Source organism: Vibrio hepatarius, assembly GCF_001274785.1.
Lineage (GTDB): Bacteria > Pseudomonadota > Gammaproteobacteria > Enterobacterales > Vibrionaceae > Vibrio > Vibrio hepatarius.
Map to the genome: position 1 here is coordinate 1 of NZ_LHPI01000009.1, position 21,867 is coordinate 21,867.

Sequence of the window (21,867 nt, forward strand, 5' to 3'; positions counted from 1 at the left end):
TAAGTTGCTTAAATCGAGCAAGAAGTTGCCCGCATGAGCAAGAATCCGCCCGAAGCAAGATCTCATTTTTGCTTACGCTTGACTTAAGTAGTTGGAAGCAATGGGTAAGTTGAAGAGTACCGTGTGCGCATTTGCTTTAAGAGCAAATGAAAAAACGTCATTATGGCGCTAACCTACCGACAAAAGAAAACCCCACTAAGCTTTCGCCTAGTGGGGTTTAATCTTTACTCGCAGCAATCCGGCTACTAATAGGTGCTCCCTGCATCTATTCCTTGATAGTACGCTGAATCCTTCAGCTCTTTCCTTATCATCGCCTTCCTAGCGGTGTCCTTGGCAATCCAGCCCGTTAGCTATCCTCGCTAACTCTCATCGCTTTATCCTTAAGCGGTGTCCTTGCTTCCATCATCCTGACGGATATTGCCTTAGTCCGTTAAGCGTCCATTGATTTTCCCTGTGTAACCATCCTAGTTACTAGCGTCCAGCCAATGTCCTTTGCTTTCCATGCCAATTATTCATCCTGAATAATCGAATCTTCGTCCTGAAGATGACCAATCCTTGGGTCTTTCCTGTTCCGTGTCTGCTTCCTGCTGACAAATCCAGAATAGGATATTGACGATTTTTCACAACGAGACTTTTGGCTAATCACCCTACCTATCACTGTACAGAAACGATACAAATTAATTATTTTCAATAAGTTAAACTCAATCACTGCCTATTGTCGCAGGCTTTAATTCTACCTATGCTTACGCGTTTGTGAGAGATCTCGCACAAGAGAGCGAGCAAATATGCCTAAATCTTCAAATGACCACTTGTGACTTTATGTGACATCAATCACGCGACAACTATGAATCACACTGTATTCATTCGAGATAGATTGGTTTTTACTAGACGAACAGGGGTTAAGTTAGGATATTATTACACGATCTCTATCACACTTAACCCGTATTCCTGCCTGACATAGCGAGAGGCACGAAACCAATTTCCTAGAGGAAAGACTGAATGATTTCTAAGTGGGCACAACGCTTTTACCAAATGGCTGAACTTGTTGGCTCTTGGAGTAAAGATCCATCAACACAAGTCGGCGCAGTTATCACCAAACAAAACCGTATTGTATCGGTTGGTTTTAATGGCTATCCACACGGCATTTCCGATAGTGCGATGACTGACGATAGAGAGATGAAGTACCTAAAAACCCTACACGCAGAAGAGAACGCGATTCTATTTGCTAAGCGTGATTTAGACGGATGTGAAATTTGGGTAACTCATTTCCCTTGCCCAAACTGCGCGGCAAAAATCATTCAAACAGGTATTGCTGCTGTACATTGCCCTGAGCAAACCGATGACTTCCTTTCACGCTGGGAAGATAAGATCAAAGTCAGCCAGGAAATGTTCCTGCAAGCTGGCGTCAAAGTGAACTGGTTGCCTCTCGAAGAGCTAGAAAGCGACCTGTAACCTTTCAAAGGTGTCAAAAAGCTGCTGCGACTTATATGGTTTAGGCAGGTAAGCGTCCATACCAACGTCAAAGCAGCTTTGAATTTCTTCCGGTAGCACACTTGCAGTTAAAGCAATGATAGGGACTCCCGGAAGATTATTTTCTTTTTCCCACGCTCTGATCTCTTTGGCTGCCGTCAAACCATCCATGATCGGCATCATACAGTCCATCAGAATTGCGCTGTATTTCTCACCAGACTTAATCAGTTCGACCGCCTCTAGTCCGTTACTTGCGATGCTAAATTCAATCCCGACTTTACTCAGAAAGAAACTCGCAATCTTCTGATTCATTAAGTTATCTTCCACGATCAGCACTGTTTTTGAGCTATGTGCAGGTGAGCTCGCAGTTGCCCCACCTTCCTTTGTATGACGGATGGTGGCTCCCTGTTGGGCGTTGCGTAAGACAAACTCAAACCTTTTACCCAGTAGTGGCAAAGTAACCTGAGAAGTAAGCAAAGCATCCAGATCGCCTTCCATATAAAGGTGATGTTGCATACCAACGATATCCGCGGTTGGGAAGTGCGCTCTAATATTGGCTAGGTTGCGCCGTGACTGTTTCTCTTTATATAGACAGTACATCACCAAATCGACGTCATCTTGCAAGCTCAAAATTCCATCGCTATCTTCACTCGCGATGACGTCCAAGCCCAAGCGCTGGCTTTCCTGCAATACTAATGGAGCGTGTGGCGCAGAATTCGTCACGAGTAACGCCTTAAGTGGGTACTTACGTGGCTGTGGCATAACTTCTGGTAACGTGATTGGGATGGTCACGGTAAAACGGCTTCCTTCGCCTACGGTTGATTCCACCGATATGCGCCCTTTCATCAACTCCAGTAATTGGCTACAAATTGTTAAACCTAAGCCTGTACCACCAAAGCGACGCGTAATGGTGCCATCTTCTTGAGTAAATGGAGCAAAGATTTCTTTGAGCTTTTCATTGGCGATACCAACACCGTTGTCGTGTACCTCAACAGACAACATGTCACTTGGCTCGTTTCTCAATACAACACGTACTTGACCATTCGGACTGAACTTAATCGCATTACTGAGCAAGTTCATTAAAATCTGTTTGAAGCGAAACTCATCAATCTCAACACAATCAGGTAAGTGTGGCGAAAACTCGACATTCAATTCAACTTCTAACTTCAAAGCGTGGCCATTAACCATATTTAGCGCATCGTAAATCAGTTCGCGCAAGTTAGAAGTGTGGGGAGATAACGCCAAGTTACCCGACTCAATTTTAGATAGGTCTAGAATGTCATTAATCAGCACTAAGAGCGCCTGAGACGAAGCATCAATATCTTTTAAGATTTCTTTCTGGCTGGTGTTGAGTCGACTGTCTGACAAGATCTCACTCATGCCGATGATTCCGTTGAGTGGCGTTCGAATCTCATGAGACATATTGGCAAGAAACACGCTTTTTGCTTGGTTAGCGGCTTCCGCATTTTCTTTCGCCTCGACCAACTCGTGCTCATATGCCCTTTGCTTGGCAATGGTGTAGTTAAGCTCATTGGCAAACTTCGCAAACTCATCTCGGCCATCGATAGGGATCAATTCAGCCGAACCTTGATCGCGCATGTTCCCCATAACCGAAAGAATCTTTGAGAGTTTTGAGTTGATTCTGTAGAGCGTGCTTGCTCCCCAAGCAAACATAAGCACTAGCAAAGCGATGGCCGCGCCAACAACCAACCATAACTGCTGCTGATCTTGTTTGATCGCAATGTCCAATTCGTTTTGGAGCTGATTAGAAAGCGACAGCAGTTGTTTCTCTACTAATAAGTTGCGGCTCTCAATAATGCCTACTGATTCTTGGATCTCTTCCGCGGTCGGCAAGTTGTGAAGAATCTGCTCTTTCACCGCAACACCTTGCCTGAAATCACTGCTCGTAAAAATCTTAAGCAACGCAGCGCTCTGTTCGTGCAAACCGACATTGTTCAGAAACTTGTCGATGAAAAACTGTTGCCGTTCACTGACGCGAAAATAAGCAGGCGCGTAACCTTGATAAGCCCAATCAGTGGTATGGATCTCCTTGGCGATCCATGCTTCTTTTTCCATCCAGAAATAGAGCCAACTGAGATCACTGATAATGATGTCCAGTCGGTGAACTCGAACGCTGGAATCATGGCTTTCGGTCGACAAGATGCTGGCATACAAATCATACAACAAGCGATAAAGCGGTCGTCCCATCGCGATACTTTCCTCTTGCGAGCTGCCTTCTAGTTTCACGAGCATTTGCTTGAGATCGTAAATATAACCAGTAATCGTTGGTGAGAACTGATGAGCTTTATCAACGCTACTAAAAGGAATTTGGCTCAACTCATCAAGCTTCGACTGCGCAATCTGCAATGATGGACTAGATGGCTCACCCAGCAAGCGTTCACCCAACGCGGTATAAAGATGCTGAGAAAACTGAGTTAATAATCGGATCGAGTGATTTTTCTCACTGACTAACTGGTAGTTATCAAGACGAGTTTGGGTTTGCTTCACGAGATTTGTACTCAACAAGACAATGACTATAGTTGGCAGCAAACACAGTATTAGTAGTCGACTTTTTATAGACATTCTCGTCAAAAGCATTTGAGTTCATTCCTTTGAATCAAATTTGTTACCAGCCGCTAAGTCTAGATGAACTTTCGGGACACAGTATTAATGGCACGTTTACTCATACATAGACATTAGTCGCCCTTTACAACTATTGACAATATTTGCACCAGCAAAAACATAAAATATGTGACGATCAATTACCCTAGGGTTTGAAACTTAGGTTCAATAACAGCAAATTAACATTAACTTTAGTGTGGTTAATAAGAAGAAACTCAATACTCGGGATGTTTAAAATGCGGATTTTTGTCGCACTTTGATTGTTAATAATCGATAACTCGTGTCAAAAATCGTTCAAGTGCGCCAAAAATTAAGAAAGAGACTGTCACATATGCAAACTAAAATTACATAAACTTAAGTTTCATTGATTCTAGGCAGGATAACACCACTTCTTGTTTACGCTTTAAGTGTATAAGAGAACTTAGATCACAATTTAATTAGCGTATAGATCATATGTTTCATTAACTCATGATGTCTGAGTATTTTTTCTCGCGAAATAACCAGCGTAGATTTGTAAAGTCAATAGGATAAACACCTAAGAAGATATGGCCAAATTTGCTGTTTAATTGGGTTATTACAGTAAATTACCCTGATATTATTTTTACTAGCAGAATAAGGTGTTAGGCCTTACAATCCTGCCGCATAAAAATTACAAAAATAATACACAGTTTTAATCTCTATCTGGCTTCCCCTACAAAGCGATTTAGAGTCTGTCCCCCATAGCGAAAGGTCCAAACGAAAATGAGTCCAGAGAAACATCTTCTAGACTGGCAAAAGAGCCAAACGATTGCGGAAACTATCTCCCCTCTACTTGGTCAACTTTACCGTCAAAAAGGCGTAGAAGTTTTACTTTTCGGTAAAACACTAGTGAACGCGGCAACGATCGACATCATCAAAACTCATCGTCTAGCGCGTCGCTACACAGGCACTCCTCTCTCTCCAGAGCAAACTTTACCTCTGATTAAAGCCCTGTCTGAAATGGAACTTTCACCATGTCGTATCGACGTTGGTCAACTTGCACACGAGTTTTGGCAAGGTCGCGACGACGAGCACGGCGTTAAAGACTTCTTGCACACTTCTTTACTAGGTGCAATGAACGGTCAAACGGTTTCTGAACCACGTGATGTTGTTCTGTACGGTTTCGGTCGTATCGGTCGTTTGTTGACTCGTCTTCTTGTTGAGAAAAACGGCCCAGGCTACCCACTACGTCTTCGTGCTGTTGTTGTACGCGGCGGCAAAAAGGGTGACCTAGAAAAACGCGCAAGCCTACTACGTCGTGACTCTGTTCACGGTCAGTTCAACGGCAGCATCATCGTAGACGAAGAGCGTAAAGCAATCATCGCTAACGGTAACTACATCCAGTTCATCTACGCGAACAAACCAGAAGAAGTGGATTACACTAGCTTCGGTATCAACAACGCACTGATCGTTGATAACACTGGCGTATGGCGTGATGCAGATGGCCTAAGCCAACACCTAGCGTGTAAAGGTGCTGAGAAAGTACTACTGACAGCTCCTGGTAAAGGCGACATCAAAAACGTCGTATTCGGCGTTAACGAAAGCGTCATCAAGCCTGAAGATACTATTATCTCCGCGGCAAGCTGCACGACGAACGCTATCACACCAATTCTGAAAGCAATGAACGACAAGTTTGGTGTTATCTCTGGTCATATCGAAACAGTTCACTCGTTCACCAACGACCAAAACCTGATCGATAACTTCCACTCTGGTGAACGCCGCGGACGCAGTGCTTCACTGAACATGGTATTGACAGAAACTGGCGCAGCGAAAGCCGTCGCGAAAGCACTACCTGAGCTAGCGGGCAAACTAACGGGCAACGCAATTCGCGTACCAACGCCAAACGTCTCAATGGCGATCGCTAACTTGAACCTTGAGAAAGGCACAAACAAAGACGAGCTGAACGCATACCTACGTGAAATGGCGATTGCTTCAGAGCTTTCTGCACAAATCGACTACACTGAATCAACTGAAATTGTATCGACTGACCTAGTTGGTTCTCGTTTCGCTGGTGTTGTTGATGGCGCGGCAACTATCGCACAAGACAACCGTTGCGTGCTGTACATCTGGTACGACAACGAGTTTGGTTACAGCTGTCAAGTTGTTCACTGTATGGAACAAATGATGGGCGTACGTTACAAAACTTACCCAACTAAGTAACCAACCGAATAAAGCTCCCAGTTTGCGCTGGGAGCAAACCTCCACAACACCTATAATAATCCCCCAATTATTTGCCGCTTTTACTGGCTGAAAGTGGCTTTTTTTATTCCATTCATCTTTTGTTCATTTACCCATCGTTAAGCTGAAAGCACGATTAAGAGGTAACGAATATGAACAGAATCCTATCCAGCATCGCGCTACTATTTATTGGCTTCTTCACACTACTATTCAGTCTCGTTTTAGCGATCCCGTTGACGATCCTTGCACTTGTCACTGGTAAACGAATACAGAATGCGATTAAAGTGAACAGCTCAGCTTTCAAACAACGTTCTCAAAGTAATGTTTTTGAAGGAGAATACGAAGAAGTGTCAAAGTAAAGGATTCGCTTAGCTCATCGTGAAAACAATATCGTCTCTACTGGCCGTCACGGCCAGTTTGCTATTATTTAGCGGCTGCTCGGCAGATATCGAAGCCCCTGAATATAACAAAGCAGAAACACTACCCAGTTACACGCAAACCAGTTTTGCTCAATACATCGAAGACACGCGAGAGTGGCTTGAGCAAAATCGCCTGTTTATTACCGATGACCAGCAATCAGAGCTGTCGTTGGTGCTACCAAGAGAATACGTCCCTACTAAACCTAACGGTCAAGGTGTGTTGCTCGTCCATGGTTTAGGGGACTCTCCTTATTCCTTTGTCGACATTGCTACTCACCTTGCTGATCAAGGCTATTTGGTACGCACGATTCTTCTTCCCGGCCATGCGAGCAAGGTAGGAGATTTACAACTTCCGACACTTGAAGATTGGCAGGGCGTGGTCAAACACCACATTAAACTGCTCCAGCAAGACACTGATTCAATTTGGGTTGGCGGCTATTCGACCGGCGCAAACCTCGTCACTTCAGAAGCACTTAACGATGATTCGATTAACGGGTTACTGCTGTTCTCACCAGCCCTATTACCAAACTCAGGGGCGGTAAAATTTGCGGGTATTGCCAGTTACTTCTTTACCTGGGCTGACCAAGACCCAGAAAATAATCCACTACGCTACAACTCCTTACCAATGAGCGCGGCAGCGGTTTATTACGAAACCTCAGCCATTGTCCGGGACCAACTTGATGGCGTTAGCTACAATAAGCCCGTATTTATGCTGATGAGTGAAGGAGATAAAGTCATCAGCACTCAGTACGCAATTGATGTGTTCAGCAAGCAAATGCCAAACCCAAACAATCATATTGTCTGGCAGGGCGAAGTTGATTTGCTCGAACCGCGTTCCAGTCGATTCTCGATGAAGCGCGACGATCTCCGCATCTCCAATGGCTCGCACATGGGACTACTCTTTTCTCCCAACAATTCTTATTACGGAGTGAACGGGAGCAACGTCATTTGTAGCAATGGTCAAGGCGAGCAAGCGGAGCCGTTATGCCTACAGGGCTCCTCACCACTGTGGTATTCCGCGTGGGGGTACCGTGAAGAAGGCAAACTGCACGCTCGCTTAACCTACAATCCTTACTTTAAGCAAAGTATGGCGATAATGGACAAAGTCATGTCCTCATCTCTATAGAGCTTGTCTCTTATTCTAATAGCCTGCGTTAATGCAGGCTTTTTATTTACGCTTTGTCGAACGTGGAAAGCCTCACCATCAGATATTACCAAGCGAAATCTAAGCCTAAAGTCTAATAGATGTTGCAGAATGATAACGGGTTTGTTATTAACAAATAAACCTATAACAATACAGGATTGACAGATGAGCACTGGTCAACGCAGCACAACACTACGGTTTCTAGCTGAACCCGGAGATGTAAATTTCGGCGGTAAAGTCCACGGTGGCGCCGTAATGAAATGGATCGACTTAGCCGCCTACGCTAACGCGGCAGGATGGAGCGGAAAATATTGCATTACCGCTTACGCGGGCGGTATCCGATTCGTTCAACCGATTCACGTCGGTAACCTCGTTGAAGTCAGCGCTAAAGTGATTTACACGGGTAAAACGTCCATGCACATCGCTATCGATGTACAAGCCAGCGATCCAAAAGAACTCAAGAACCGACTTACCACCCATTGTATCGTCATCATGGTTGCCGTTGATGAAAATGGTAAGCCAACGTCAGTGCCAGAGTGGGTCCCACAGACACCAGAAGATATCGAGCTGCGTGACTCCGCGGTACGCTTAATGAACATGCGTAAACAGATCGGTGACGAAATGGAAGCGCACGTCAAATACCTAAAATAGCCTCCTAGCCGAAAAAAGAGACGCCAAGTCTCTTTTTTCATCTCTGTATTGTCATCATTCCTTCATCTTGATTTGCTTTAATCCGCAAGCATCCAGAATTGTATGAAGGAATATCAGTGAACGTAACAGGCATTACATTGAGTGAAGAAACATTGTCGAACCCGAAAGCGGTCGAATATCAATGGGTCAGAACGATGTATGTAGAAGGTTATTGCGACGACGACATTAACCAATATATAAGAAAGTGCTTTGGTGGTGATGACATCTTTGCCAATCTATTCCGTAAAGTCGCATTATCACAAGAGAGTATTTTTGTACTACTCCAATACGCAGGTTGTGCTCCTTCTAATCGCGAATTTTGATTCACCCAATCTATTTTATGCACTGAAAACTTAACTGTAAGTTATCGATTTAATTACAGTTATATCGCCACTCTCTCGCCTATCAGAAAATAATCATAATTCAGTCAACAAATTGCTGAATGCAATACTGTTATTACATTTTCCTATGCGTTGTCGATCGCATGCCCTACTTGTTGAAATCATTCGGATGTAAAACACCGATATAATCCCCTGCAGCAGAAAACAAAAAACCCGAGCAATGCTCGGGTTTTGGTTACAAAAACTGTTAGTAGTAATTTAGTAAGGAATCTAGCTAACAGCCAGCTATGCGTAACGCCAGTTATGCACTCTTCTTAACTGATCGGCGGCCAAACCAAAATTGTTAAGCGGAGATACAAAATGGGCGACCCTAGCGGTCGCCCTTATCGTTCTTATTAGCCTTTCACCCCGCCGGCGGTCAATCCTCCGACCAACCAACGCTGTGCAAGTAAGAATACGATGGTAATTGGTAGTGCAGACAATACTGCTGCTGCGGCAAAATCACCCCACAGATAATTTTGTGGGTATAGATACTGCTGCATACCAACTGCTAGTGTGTAAGAGTTTACATCAGAAAGCAGTAATGATGCTACTGGAACTTCACCCACCACCATGATAAACGACAGGATAAATACCACAGCTAAGATAGGCACTGATAATGGCAATAGTACCAATCTAAAAGCTTGCCATGGCGTTGCACCATCCAGCGCTGCCGCTTCTTCAAGCGATCCATCGATGGTTTCGAAGTACCCTTTAATCGTCCACACGTGCAGTGCAATACCGCCGAGATAAGAAAAGATCAAACCGCCATGAGTGTTCAAGCCCAAGAAAGGAATGTACTGACCTAACTTATCAAACAAAGCGTAAAGTGCTACCAACGCCAGTACTGCTGGGAACATTTGGAAAATCATCATCGCTTTCAAAATGGTGTTCTTGCCTTTGAACTTCATGCGGGCAAACGCATACGCCGAAGTTGTTGACAGACACACAATCAAGATAGATGAGATACCAGCAACTTTCACCGAGTTCCACAACCATGTCAAAACAGGGAACGGTGGTGGTGTCACCGTACCATCGGCATTGGTGACTGAGAAACCAAGCGCCAACTTCCAGTGCTCTAGTGACGGGTTATTTGGAATGATGCTACCGGTCGCAAAGTTACCCTCACGGAACGAAATAGCGACAATCATCAACAGTGGGAAAATAATCAGAGAAAGAAATGCCCACAATGCGATGTGCGTTGCCCACACTCGGTATTTTAAAGACTTACCTTGTACCATTGCCATTATGCGTCTCCTTAATCCTGAGCGACTTTCGTTACTCGTAGGTTAAGCAGTGCGAGTGCCCCTACAAGTAAGAAGATTAGTGTTGCGATTGCACTAGCCAGACCAAAGTCCTGACCACCAGCCCCTTCAAAGGCAATACGGTATGTGTAGTTAACCAGCAAGTCCGTGTAACCAGCAGGTTCCGAAGTACCAATCATATTTGGACCACCTTGCGTCAATAGCTGGATAAGAACAAAGTTATTGAAGTTGAACGCGAACGCCGCAATCAAAAGTGGTGTCAGTGGTTTGATCATCAACGGTAGTGTGATCTTGGTAAAGTTCGATACGAAGTTAGAACCATCAATCGCCGAGGCCTCGTAAAGATCCTCTGGAATTGCTTTCAGTAGCCCCATACACAGAATCATCATGTAAGGGAAACCAAGCCAAGTGTTGACGATAAGGATCATGGTCTTAGCCAAAATTGGATCGGAAAACCAAGACGGGCTGATACCAAACAAACCTTGCAACACCATGTTTACTTCACCAAAGCTTTGGTTGAATAAACCTTTGAAAATCAAAATCGAGATAAATGCGGGTACAGCGTAAGGCAGAATCAGCAGCACGCGATAGATAGCGCGACCTTTCAGCGCTTCCCACTGCACTACACTCGCGAGAATGAGTCCGATAAACACCGTCAGCGCAACACTCACGGCAGAGAAGACAACGGTCCAGATAAAGATGCTAATAAACGGCTCTTTGATTCCGTCGTCTTGCCAGACACGCTCAAAGTTGTCGCTACCAATGTTAACGATAAAACCCGGAGAGACAGTATTACCAACGAATTTACCGCTTTCATCCACGGGTTGATAGAAACCGACTTCCATATTTGGACGCAGCAGCTCTTGGGTACGATTGTTATAAAGGGATTCGCCATCATCTTGCAGCGTATATAAAGCAACCACAGCGGCAAACTTGCGCAGACCACTCATACGAATGTCTTCACCGTTTGGCAGGTGGAGGTCCAGTTCAGACAATACCGGACGGTTTTGGATAATAGTCTTAATCTTCTCTTTTTGACCATCAATCGCGTCAACTGGCGTCAAGTCCATATCTGATGGCGTTAACGCCGCGAGGTCAAAAGACTCTGTGGCCAACAGCTGGTCACCATTGGTGATTGCAATGCGATGACCTTGTTCGGTGCTGTAAAGAGAAAATGGGTAGCTTTGACCACTTTGGAAAGTACGGTCAAGCAGAACACTTTGAGCACGGTCGAAGGAAAGCTGGTTTTTAGCACTGTAGTTTGTGAATGCAAGACCAATAGTGTACGCCAACGGGAATAGGATGAAGAGAATCATCCCCGCGATACCTGGATAAATATAGCGATGTGCGTAGGTCTTTTTACTACCGAAGACAAAAAGTGCCAAAGCAGTAAGAATGACGGTCAGGAGGGCAAACGCCATCTCACCGCGTGAATACATAAGAATAGTAGCGTAGCCATTGAGGATGCCGATACTGCCGAGCAATGCCCACTTAATGAGTACATTTTTACTTGATGGCAAGCTCGCTTTTGGAGATGCCATTGCATCTGTACCTTGAACTGACTGCATAATAGAACCTGCTAGCGATAATAAAACTTAGAAAAGCAGGAGGGGTTGCCCCCTCCGCAAAAGGTAGATATTGGCTATTTAGTCATTTGTTTTTCTGCGTCAGCAAGCGCTGCATCAACAGTTTGACGACCATCTACGATGTTAATGATCGCGTTTTTCGCACTGCCCCAGAATGCATTCATCTGTGGGATGTTTGGCATGACCTCACCATTCATCGCGTTGTCCATCGTCGCCGCGATACGTTGATCTGAATCTAGCTCACGTTGGAAAGAATTTAGTGCTACAGCGCCCAGTGGCTTATCTGCGTTCACTTTTGCCAGACCTTCGTTAGTCAGTAGGTAGTTCTCTAGGAATTCCACCGCCAGATCTTTGTTTGGAGAAGCCGTGCTGATACCAGCTGTCAGTACGCCAACGAATGGTTTCGATGATTGGCCGTTAAACTTAGGCAGCGTAGTTACACCGTAGTTGATACCAGACTTCTCGATGTTGCCCCAAGACCAAGGACCGTTGATGGTCATCGCGACTTCACCTTGGTTAAACGCAGATTCAGACACTGAGTAATCCATATCCGCTGAAATGACGCCTTTATCCACTAAGCCTTTCACAAACGTCATCGCATCTTTCACGCCATCTTTGGCGATACCTGCGTCTTTGATGTCGTAGCCTTCAGTGCCAAATTTGAATGCGTAACCGCCATCAGCAGCCATTAGTGGCCAAGTGAAGTACGGTTCTTTTAGGTTCCACATGATTGCAGATTTGCCGTTTTTCTTAAGCTCTGCATCCAGTTTTGCTACCTCTTCCCAATCTTTAGGTGGGTTTGGCACTAGGTCTTTGTTGTAGATAAGAGATAGAGACTCAACAGCCACTGGGTAACCAATGATTTTGCCGTTGTATTTCACCGCATCCCACGCGAAGTCTACGATACCTTCTTTGACTTCTTTTGATGGCGTGATTTCAGCGAGAAGACCAGCTTCAGCGTAACCACCGAAACGGTCGTGTGCCCAAAATACGATATCAGGACCATCGCCTGTTGCCGCAGTTTGAGGGAATTTATCTTGAAGCGCATCTGGGTGAGCAACAGTGACTTTGATACCAGTATCTTCTTCAAACTGTTTACCTACTTCAGCAAGTCCGTTGTAGCCTTTATCGCCGTTAATCCAGATCGTTAGTTGACCTTCTTCAATAGCAGCATTAGCACCAAATGAACCAAGAGCAACCAGAGTACCCAGTGCTACGGTAGTTAGGGCATTTTTCATGTTCATATCCTTTTTATATTTGTGTTGTAGAGCTCAACCAAGAGGCTTCACCGTATTTCGCCATATATTTTCAGCCAAACTGAGCGGTGGCTCATCCTCCTACTCCCTACGCCCTAGGTATTATGGCTTATTTTCGTGATCACCATCGTTTTAGCTTGCGGAGCGAAATCACAAAACCGACCCTTTATGTGATCAAATTCAACGTTGAGCGTGAAATTAATTTGAACTCGATCTAACTACGCCTTTTACCCCCTCCTTTGCCTCCTCCTCCTCGACTACCCCTACAAAAAACCTAAGCAGGAGGATGTACAAGACTGTCAATAAGGAGAAACTACAGCCATCCAAGAGTGGATGGTAAGAACCCTTTCCAGTGGTCACGTTGGTCTACTGCCAAACGCAATACTGGTTTGCAATGCCGCAGGGTTTGCCGTTATGAAATAAGCATTCGTATTGATTGGGTCTTTGGACCGGACATTTAACGGGGGAGGTGCTTATTGAATATGGGGGAGGCAAACTCTTGATTGGCTTTGATGGGTGATGTGAGTAATCCGTCACCCAAATTTTCTTACCACTATAAACAATCCATTCCTTACCAAATTCCTACTGTTACTGTCCGAGCAATAATTCATATAATGAAAGGCAGTAAAAATATAAAAATTATTGAATCGAGGGCGAGCTAGATGGCGAGTGTCACGTTAAAAAATGTATGTAAAGCTTACGGCGATGTTCTAATTTCAAAGAACGTTGATTTAGACATCCAAGAAGGCGAATTTGTGGTCTTCGTTGGTCCGTCAGGCTGTGGTAAATCCACCCTACTACGTTGTATTGCAGGTTTGGAAGACATCACCTCTGGTGACCTTTACATCGGTGAACAACGCATGAATGACGTAGAACCGTCTAAACGCGGCGTGGGCATGGTGTTCCAGTCTTACGCGCTCTATCCTCACTTAAACCTACACGACAACATGTCATTTGGATTGAAACTGGCCAAAGCAGACAAAGCGGAAATCAACAAACGTGTTGAACACGCTGCAGAAATTCTGCAACTGAGCCACTTACTCGAACGCCAACCTAAGGCTCTCTCGGGTGGTCAGCGTCAACGTGTGGCGATCGGCCGTACTTTAGTCTCTCAACCACAGGTTTTCTTGCTCGATGAACCGTTGTCTAACCTAGATGCCGCACTTCGTGTACAAATGCGCTCAGAAATCACCAAACTGCAGCGCAAACTGGGTTGTACCATGATTTACGTAACCCACGATCAGGTCGAAGCAATGACAATGGCGGACAAGATCGTTGTATTGGATGCAGGCTTCGTCTCTCAGGTGGGTAAACCGCTTGAGCTTTACCACTACCCTCAAAACCGTTTTGTGGCAGGCTTTATCGGCTCACCAAAAATGAACTTTATGAGTGTGTTCATTGAAGCGGTTGAGAAAGAGCGCGTGATGGTACAACTGGCGAACGGCACCACATTCTGGATTCCAGTTGATGGCACTACGGTCACTAAAGGTGAACGTATGTCTTTAGGTATCCGCCCTGAACACTTAGTTCCAGCAAACGACGGTGATGCAACCATCGAAGGTGAAATCAACATCGTTGAAAAACTGGGTAACGAAACACAAGTTTACATGCACATTGATGCGGCAGACGCTGACATGATTTACCGCCAACCAGATACGCTAGCGGTAGAAACAGGTGACAAGCTTGCCGTTGGTATCCCGGCGTACCGCTGCCACTTGTTCCACAGCGATGGCAAAGCGTGTCAACGACTATTCAAAGAAGAAGGCGTTGAATTCGATAACGAATAATCCGCTACTAAGATCGATAAAGCCCAGCAAGATGCTGGGCTTTTTTTTGTGAATGGTTTTATTTTTTCACTGGCGTGTAGCCGTATTCTTCAATCAGCTTTTCCGCGTCTTTACTGCTCAAATACTGAATAAAAGATTTAGTGTCATCATCAGCGCGTTCAGGCAGGTAAACCACAAGGAAAGGACGCGCTAGCTGATATTTGCCACTTGAGATGGTTTTGCTCGTTGGCTCAATACCTTCAAACAAGATAGGTTTAACCGACTGGTCAATCGAACCCATTGAGATAAAGCCGATCGCTTGTTTATTGTGGTTCACAATGGTTTTCACCATGCTGTTACTGTTCACCACAAGGTTGTCTTGGCTAATATCTGATACCAAACGATCATTAATGACTTTCGTTAATCCCATTAAGCTTTCAAAACTGTAGCGAGAACCTGACGACGCTTCACGGGTAACAACCGCAATAGATTGATCATTACCACCGACCTGTTTCCAGTTGGTGATTTTACCTTTGTAGATATCAAATAATTGCTCGCGGCTGATGTTTTCAACCGGGTTAGACTTGTTCACCACCACCGCAAGACCATCGTACGCGATAAGAGTGGTATCTAAACTTTCATCCTTTTCGCTTTCCGTTAGGTAGCGAGAACTCATGCCGATATCAGCAACGCCTTTCTTCACCAGCGTAATGCCGGCGGTAGAACCCACACCCTGAACGGCGACGTAGCTGTCTGGATGAGTAGCATTATAAGTTTCGGCCAAAACATCCATGACTCGTGCTACTGAGGTAGAGCCGGAAACATTCACTTCTGCAGCAAGCGCAGGTTGAGCCACAAATGACCAAGAGAGCAGCGCAGCTACCGCAACACGGACCATAATTTTCTCCATATTTATTTGGGTATAACACTAGGGGCGACGGACCCTAAGACTTGGCTAATCATATTGCGGTTAGATTACAATTTTGTGAAAGGCTATACAGACAGCGAAATATCCATTAAATACTATGCTTAGAGTATATTTACTGGGAGCCAATATGAGTGTTGTGAGTTTGCTACAAAGACAAGTCGAAAGCCGTGCTCAACTCATTTGTCAGCAGCGTAACCAAAGCGTGCCTGCCGAACTCGGTAAAGCGAGCTATGAAGTGACGCCCCACGGCGTGGTGTTTATTAAAGAACACTTCCTACTCGACTCCACTCATCGAGAATTTCTAAACCGGGTCGCGAAAGTGGAATGGAATGCCAACAAGAGCCGCTGGGATCTCTTTATGGCTGACGCCGACAACAGCGGTGATTGGCTGCCCTACCCGTTTTTAGCCAGCAGTAACGATTTGACCGCCATCATGCGTGAAGTCGATAAAGATCCTAAAGCGATATTCTGGGAAGATTAACCACCGCGTTGATATTTCCACACTTCCTTAAATCAATAAAAACATTAAACATGACAACTTTGTCATATTTCCAAAGTTCCTACTTTAATTTTTGTTTTTCGAGATTTTTTATCTATTACACAGAAAGCAAATTAAGTAATCCTTAGTTTTCAAATTAGTGATACCACTTCAATCACATCATTTTACTATGTGCAAGAATGCCAAATCACTTGAGTAGGAGGAAGGCATGGTACTAACGGAAGGTGAAAAATTGAATGCGTTAATGTTGGCTGACTTATATGAGCATTTGGAGGTAAAAGGCGATATCGACCCTAGTTTTATCAAGACCGCTATTTATAACAATCACTGTTGGAGCATTTCTTTTAGGTATCCCAGTATTTTTTCAAAAAGCCGTGAATTGCCTGAGAAAGTAAACGATGTATTTGAAATCTTAGAAATGTGGAGATTCATAGAACATCACTGTTCGTTGCTCAGTGAAGAGGACAAAACAAAACTCACACGGGCGATTAAGCCACTGCGGAGCAACCCCAAATTTGAGGGTTTTGATGGCAACAACGAAACCGAATATATGGAGATCACGCAGTGTATCGTGGAGGAACTCGAACTTTTTCAAGAATTTAAAGGTAGAAGCTTTAACTCGTATGCTCCATCAATAGACGGCTACAAGCGGATGCTGGTTGTCTACGAGAAAATAAAACAAGCGAGTATGTACGGGAACCAAATAGGAGTCGAAGAGATCGCTAGCGTATTACATGAAATGCTATACCTAAATCATATTTACTAACGTCAAATAATTTCAGTTTGCTAGGGTCGCGTAATGCGGCCTTTTTATTTAGCCTATAACCTCTCACCGCTGATTACTCACCGACTCCCCGAACTCTTCAAGACACAAAATTACGGACAAAAAAACGCTCGCTATATTGAGGATATAACGAGCAATCGCTAAAAATGTGCTATTTAATAATCAGTTATCTATGACTTAGTGTCGGAGCAATAATAAAACAGTGCGTAAACCAAAGTATGTAGTCGGATTCTTGGTCTAAGATCTTTTTTGTCAGATTATCATGACAAACAGAAATTAAAATGACGGGAAAATGTAGGAATACAAATGCGAGATGCTGATCGGCAGACAAAAAAATGCTCGCCATACCTAAGATTACGACGAGCCTAACACCAACAATACATTGTCGAAAATAAACTTCTATTGCTATTTATGAAGCAAGATTAGAGTAAACGACCTCAAAGCGAATGTATGTAGTCCGATTCTTGTTGTCTGGCGTTTTATGTCAGATGTTTATGACAAAAAGGCCGCTATCTCTAGCGGCCTTAGCATTACTTGGCTTGGTACTATTCCGCCGTAGCTTCTGCTTGATCGGGCTTTTTGACGTCTTCAAACACTTGAACAGGCTTAGCGACAATGCTGCGGTTCTCTTGGTTTACGTCGTTCAGTACAACCTCAAGCACATCACCCAAACGGTAAACTACTTCTTTGTCGATAGAGATCATGCCCGCTTCACCATCGCACGCCAAACGCTCTTTGTTCGCAAGGATCAAAGAGCCAGGGATAAACGCTGCAGCACCGTTTTCTAATAGGCGGACTCGAGCGCCAGCGCGAGAGATATCAAAGATCTCACCGTTAAACACAGTGCCTTTTTCAACTTCGCCCGCCAAAGTACGCGCGTACAGCCAATCGCCTACGTTACGTTCTGCAATCTTGTGGTGCTTGCGGTGCAGAGCCAACTCTTCGCCCACGGTTTCATCTGCAGTTTGTACTGGCTCTTTACCTAATACATGTGCTTTTAGCATACGGTGGTTAATCATGTCACCGTACTTACGGATTGGCGACGTCCACGTTGCGTACAGGTCTAGACCCATCGCGTAATGCGGCAATGGTTGATTACCAATTTCGCTGTAAGTTTGGTACTTGCGAATACGGTTATCTAGATATGACGTTTCTTGTGTCGCTAGCCAGCGACGAAGCTCAGCAAAGCCTTCTAGGGTCGCGATAGATTCTGCCGTAAATGGAAGTTCACCATTCGGGTTGATCAGCGCCACCACTTCTTCGATTTTTTCTGGTTTGAAACCTGCGTGAGTGTTAAACACACCTGAATCAAAGTTCGCTTTTAGCGTACGACCTGCACAGATGTTCGCGGTGATCATCGCTTCTTCAACCAAACGGTTTGCGCTACGACGCATGTCAGCGTGGATAGCCACGACGTCGTTGTCTTCGCTTAATTCAAATCGGTAGTCTGGGCGGTCTGGGAATACAACTGCGTTCTTCTCACGCCACTCAGCGCGCGCTTTAGAGAACTCGTACAAATCACGCACGATTTCTGCGATGTCTTTGCTTGGTTGCCAAGCATCAGAGCTGCCGTTTTCGATCCAGTCAGAAACGTTGTCGTAAACCAAACGAGCGTGTGACTTAATGTTCGCAGCAAAGAACTTGATGTCATCGCCGATCACACCGTCTTTACTGACTGTTACACTACAACATAGTGCCGGGCGCACTTCGTTCTCGATCAGCGAACACAGTTCATCCGCTAAATCACGTGGAAGCATTGGAATATTGCGACCAGGAAGATAAATAGTGAAACCACGCTCGCGCGCCACCTTATCCATGTCGCTATCTGGTGTGATGTAAGCAGTTGGATCAGCAATCGCAATCGTCAGCTCAAAGTCGCCAGATTCAGTTTTCTTCGCATACAGCGCATCATCCATGTCTTTTGTTGACTCACCATCGATCGTCACAAAAGGAACGTGCGTCATATCTACGCGCTCAAGATCCGCGTCGTCTTTGATTTCCCAGTTATCGATGCCCGCAGGTTCGCTATTCGGCAGATCATTTTCCGCCAACGTTACCCACCAAGGTGCAATCTTGTCGTCGGCGTCGGTGATCTTTTCTGAAATCTCAACGAAGAAGCCGTTGTCACCTTTTAATGGGTGACGAATCAGATGAGCAACTACCCAATCACCTTCTTTCAAATCGTCGCTCTTAATGCCCTTACGAGTTTTCGCTTTAAGTGACAACTTTTTCAATTGAGGGTGATCCGGTGCTACGTTCAGTTTACCTTTGAACAGCTTCACTCGGCCGATAAAGCGGGTCAGAGATTGTTCCAATAACTCTTCTGGTTCAGCGACTTCACGCTCTTTTTCAGTACGGATGATCGCCTTTACTTTGTCACCATGTAAGCACTTTTTCATGTACGGTGGCGGAATAAAGAAGCTGGTTTTACTGTCGACTTCAAGGAAACCAAAGCCTTTGTCAGTTGCTTTGATTGTGCCTTCCTTTTTAGGTAGGTTCTCTTGGATTTGCTGCTTAAGTTGAGCCAGTAGCGGGTTATCTTGGAACATCTCTACATTTCTTACTGGAAAAATTGCCGACACTATAACATTGCCGCTATAGCCAAGCTAGCTTGAGGCCATGTCTATCGACAGAATTATCGCCACGAACGAACTATCAATCACTTGGCGTAACTCAAATGTGACGTAAATATGAACAGATTCTCCGCTATCGAGAAAAATATGTGATGTATTTCAATTTTTTCTGGCTTTTCTTATGCTTTTAGGGAATAATTCGCCCCCTTATATATGTCCCTAGCGGCTTGATGCGATTTACGACTTATCCGCATCTGAACGGAATCAGCAATTTAACTGGATTGGTATTGGAATTGGTAGAGCTCGTGGGACCTTTTGTTGACATTAATTAGTAGGATCCCAATGACAGATTCTGTAATTCAGTTTAGCGATCTAGCGCTTAACGACTCTATCCTTTCGGCTCTTGACGGAATGGGTTTCGTTTCACCAACTCCAATTCAGGCGGCGGCTATTCCTCACCTGATGGCTGGTTCAGACGCACTAGGTAAAGCTCAGACTGGTACTGGTAAAACAGCAGCTTTCTCTCTGCCACTTCTAAACAAGGTTGATTTCTCTCAACGTAAGCCACAAGCGATCGTGCTTGCTCCAACTCGCGAGCTAGCGATTCAGGTTGCAGCTGAGATGAAGAACCTAGGTAAAAACATCTCTGGCCTTAAAGTACTAGAAATCTACGGTGGTGCATCTATCGTTGATCAGATGCGTGCTCTTAAAAATGGCGCACAAATCATCGTTGGTACTCCTGGTCGTGTTCAAGACCTTATCAACCGCGATCGCCTTCACCTAGACGAAGTACATACTTTCGTTCTTGATGAAGCAGACGAAATGCTAAACATGGGTTTCGTTGACGACGTAACAGCGATCATGGAACACGCTCCATCTTCTGCACAGCGCGTATTGTTCTCTGCAACTATGCCTCCAATGCTGAAAAACATTGTTGAACGCTTCCTACGTGAACCAGTAACCATTGACGTTGCAGGTAAAAACCACACTGTAGATAAAGTAGAGCAACAATTCTGGGTTGTTAAAGGCGTAGAAAAAGACGAAGCAATGTCTCGTCTACTAGAAACTGAAGAGACTGATGCATCTATCGTATTCGTACGTACTCGTCAGGACACTGAGCGTCTAGCAGATTGGCTATGTGCACGTGGCTTTAAAGCATCTGCACTACACGGCGACATCCCTCAGTCTCTACGTGAGCGTACTGTTGACCACATCAAACAAGGTGTTATCGACATTCTAGTTGCAACTGACGTTGTTGCTCGTGGTCTTGACGTTCCTCGTATTACACACGTATTTAACTACGACATCCCATTCGATGTTGAGTCTTACATCCACCGTATCGGCCGTACTGGTCGTGCTGGACGTAAAGGTAAAGCGATCCTTCTAGTTCGCACTAACCAAATGCGTATGCTTCGCACTATCGAGCGCGTAACTAAGTCTTCAATGGAAGAAATCCAACTTCCACTGCGTGACAAAGTTGCAGAAGCTCGTCTAGTTAAACTAGGTGCAGAGCTAGAAGCAGACAAAGAACACAAAGCGCTAGAGAAATTCTCTGAGCTTGTAGAAAAACTGCAAGAAACGCTAGACATCGATGCAACCACACTGGCTGCTATCCTTCTTAAGCGCCAGCAAGGCAAACGCCCACTATTCTACATTGGCGAAGACCCAATGGTTGAAGCAATTGAGCGTGATAAGAAACGTCGTCAAGAGCGTCGCGAAGGTGGCCGTGACGGTCGTCGTGAAGGCGGTCGTGGCTTCAACAGCAACCAAGATTGGGATACTTACCAATTCCAAGTTGGTCGCGAGCAAGGCGTTCAAGTGAAAGACATCGTTGGTGCACTAGCAAACGAGCTAGGCCTAACTAAAGGTTCTATCGGCGCGATCAAACTGGATCAAGGCGAAACTTACGTTCAGCTACCAAAAGCAATGTCTTCAGACGCAGCAACTAAGCTAAGCAAGCTACGTATTCGTCAGAAGCAAGTTGATGCTGTTGTTTGTGACTTCAACGATTTCCGTGAGCCTCGTGGTCGCCGTGATGGCGGTCGTGGTCGCGATGGCGGTCGTCGTGAAGGTGGTTTCCGTAATCGTGATGGAAACCGTGAAGGCAACCGCGAAGGCGGCGGCTACCGTGGCAACCGTGAAGGTGGTCGTGGTAATCGTGAAGGCGGCCGTGATGGCGAGCGTCGCTTCGACCGTAACCGTGGTGGTGACCACCGTGGTAACTACCGTGGCGAACGTGGTCATGGACGTACTCGTCGCAGCGAAGGTTAATCCCTGCTGATGCGCACA

16 protein-coding genes are annotated in these 21,867 nt (G+C 45.1%); 10 read left to right on the forward strand and 6 right to left on the reverse strand.

The features are described from left to right. Window positions 1–999 precede the first annotated feature (999 nt). Window positions 1,000–1,452, forward strand: a complete 453-nt coding sequence (locus tag AKJ31_RS10765; protein WP_053409101.1) for a dCMP deaminase family protein — start codon at window positions 1,000–1,002, stop codon at window positions 1,450–1,452. Here the strand turns inward: AKJ31_RS10765 and AKJ31_RS10770 are convergent. Continuing rightward, on the reverse strand, window positions 1,435–3,978 hold the full coding sequence (locus AKJ31_RS10770) for a hybrid sensor histidine kinase/response regulator (protein ID WP_245639046.1): 2,544 nt from the start codon (window positions 3,976–3,978) through the stop codon (window positions 1,435–1,437). The two genes, AKJ31_RS10765 and AKJ31_RS10770, sit on opposite strands and share 18 nt — an antisense overlap. A gap of 855 nt (window positions 3,979–4,833) precedes the next feature. On the opposite strand from AKJ31_RS10770, the gene AKJ31_RS10775 reads away from it, so the two are divergent. From AKJ31_RS10775 to AKJ31_RS10795, 5 genes are all read left to right on the forward strand, one after another. Then, a complete protein-coding gene (locus AKJ31_RS10775; RefSeq protein ID WP_053409103.1) occupies window positions 4,834–6,270 on the forward strand; it encodes a glyceraldehyde-3-phosphate dehydrogenase in 1,437 nt (478 codons plus the stop codon). A 170-nt stretch (window positions 6,271–6,440) separates the two neighbouring features. Then, window positions 6,441–6,647, forward strand: a complete 207-nt coding sequence (locus AKJ31_RS10780; protein ID WP_053409104.1) for a hypothetical protein — start codon at window positions 6,441–6,443, stop codon at window positions 6,645–6,647. A 19-nt stretch (window positions 6,648–6,666) separates the two neighbouring features. Then, complete coding sequence (locus AKJ31_RS10785; protein WP_245639047.1) at window positions 6,667–7,833, forward strand: alpha/beta hydrolase; 1,167 nt, start codon at window positions 6,667–6,669, stop codon at window positions 7,831–7,833. A 183-nt stretch (window positions 7,834–8,016) separates the two neighbouring features. Continuing rightward, window positions 8,017–8,502, forward strand: coding sequence for an acyl-CoA thioesterase (locus AKJ31_RS10790; protein ID WP_053409106.1), 486 nt, complete (start codon window positions 8,017–8,019; stop codon window positions 8,500–8,502). A gap of 116 nt (window positions 8,503–8,618) precedes the next feature. Continuing rightward, window positions 8,619–8,864, forward strand: coding sequence for a hypothetical protein (locus AKJ31_RS10795; protein ID WP_053409107.1), 246 nt, complete (start codon window positions 8,619–8,621; stop codon window positions 8,862–8,864). A 413-nt stretch (window positions 8,865–9,277) separates the two neighbouring features. On the opposite strand, the gene malG is transcribed toward AKJ31_RS10795, so the two are convergent. The 3 genes from malG to malE all read right to left on the reverse strand — a co-directional run bounded on the left by malG (window position 9,278) and on the right by malE (window position 13,010). Beyond that, the gene (gene malG / locus AKJ31_RS10800; protein WP_053409108.1) at window positions 9,278–10,168 is read right to left on the reverse strand and encodes a maltose ABC transporter permease MalG; all 891 of its coding nucleotides are present in this window, start codon (window positions 10,166–10,168) and stop codon (window positions 9,278–9,280) included. Window positions 10,169–10,179: 11 nt separating this feature from the next. Then, entirely contained in the window at window positions 10,180–11,754 is a 1,575-nt protein-coding gene (gene malF, locus AKJ31_RS10805) for a maltose ABC transporter permease MalF (RefSeq protein ID WP_053409109.1), read from the reverse strand. A gap of 74 nt (window positions 11,755–11,828) precedes the next feature. Further along, window positions 11,829–13,010, reverse strand: coding sequence for a maltose/maltodextrin ABC transporter substrate-binding protein MalE (gene malE, locus AKJ31_RS10810; RefSeq protein WP_053409110.1), 1,182 nt, complete (start codon window positions 13,008–13,010; stop codon window positions 11,829–11,831). Between the two features lie 680 nt (window positions 13,011–13,690). Between malE and malK the strand changes: the two genes are divergently transcribed. Further along, window positions 13,691–14,815 carry a maltose/maltodextrin ABC transporter ATP-binding protein MalK gene (gene malK / locus AKJ31_RS10815; RefSeq protein ID WP_053409111.1) on the forward strand — a complete coding sequence of 375 codons (1,125 nt, stop codon included), beginning with the start codon at window positions 13,691–13,693 and terminating at the stop codon, window positions 14,813–14,815. A 58-nt stretch (window positions 14,816–14,873) separates the two neighbouring features. Here malK and AKJ31_RS10820 read toward each other — a convergent pair whose 3' ends face one another. After that, entirely contained in the window at window positions 14,874–15,692 is an 819-nt protein-coding gene (locus AKJ31_RS10820) for a phosphate ABC transporter substrate-binding protein (RefSeq protein WP_053409112.1), read from the reverse strand. 157 nt (window positions 15,693–15,849) lie between these two features. Here AKJ31_RS10820 and AKJ31_RS10825 point away from each other — a divergent pair, with 157 nt between their 5' ends. Together AKJ31_RS10825 and AKJ31_RS10830 are read left to right on the forward strand one after the other, a co-directional pair. Next, the gene (locus tag AKJ31_RS10825; RefSeq protein ID WP_053409113.1) at window positions 15,850–16,203 is read left to right on the forward strand and encodes a DUF3024 domain-containing protein; all 354 of its coding nucleotides are present in this window, start codon (window positions 15,850–15,852) and stop codon (window positions 16,201–16,203) included. A gap of 226 nt (window positions 16,204–16,429) precedes the next feature. Beyond that, window positions 16,430–16,987, forward strand: a complete 558-nt coding sequence (locus AKJ31_RS10830; protein ID WP_053409114.1) for a YfbU family protein — start codon at window positions 16,430–16,432, stop codon at window positions 16,985–16,987. A gap of 563 nt (window positions 16,988–17,550) precedes the next feature. On the opposite strand, the gene rnb is transcribed toward AKJ31_RS10830, so the two are convergent. Beyond that, window positions 17,551–19,554, reverse strand: coding sequence for an exoribonuclease II (gene rnb / locus AKJ31_RS10835; protein WP_053409115.1), 2,004 nt, complete (start codon window positions 19,552–19,554; stop codon window positions 17,551–17,553). 366 nt (window positions 19,555–19,920) lie between these two features. On the opposite strand from rnb, the gene AKJ31_RS10840 reads away from it, so the two are divergent. Beyond that, window positions 19,921–21,849, forward strand: coding sequence for a DEAD/DEAH box helicase (locus AKJ31_RS10840; RefSeq protein ID WP_053409116.1), 1,929 nt, complete (start codon window positions 19,921–19,923; stop codon window positions 21,847–21,849). Window positions 21,850–21,867: the final 18 nt, after the last annotated feature.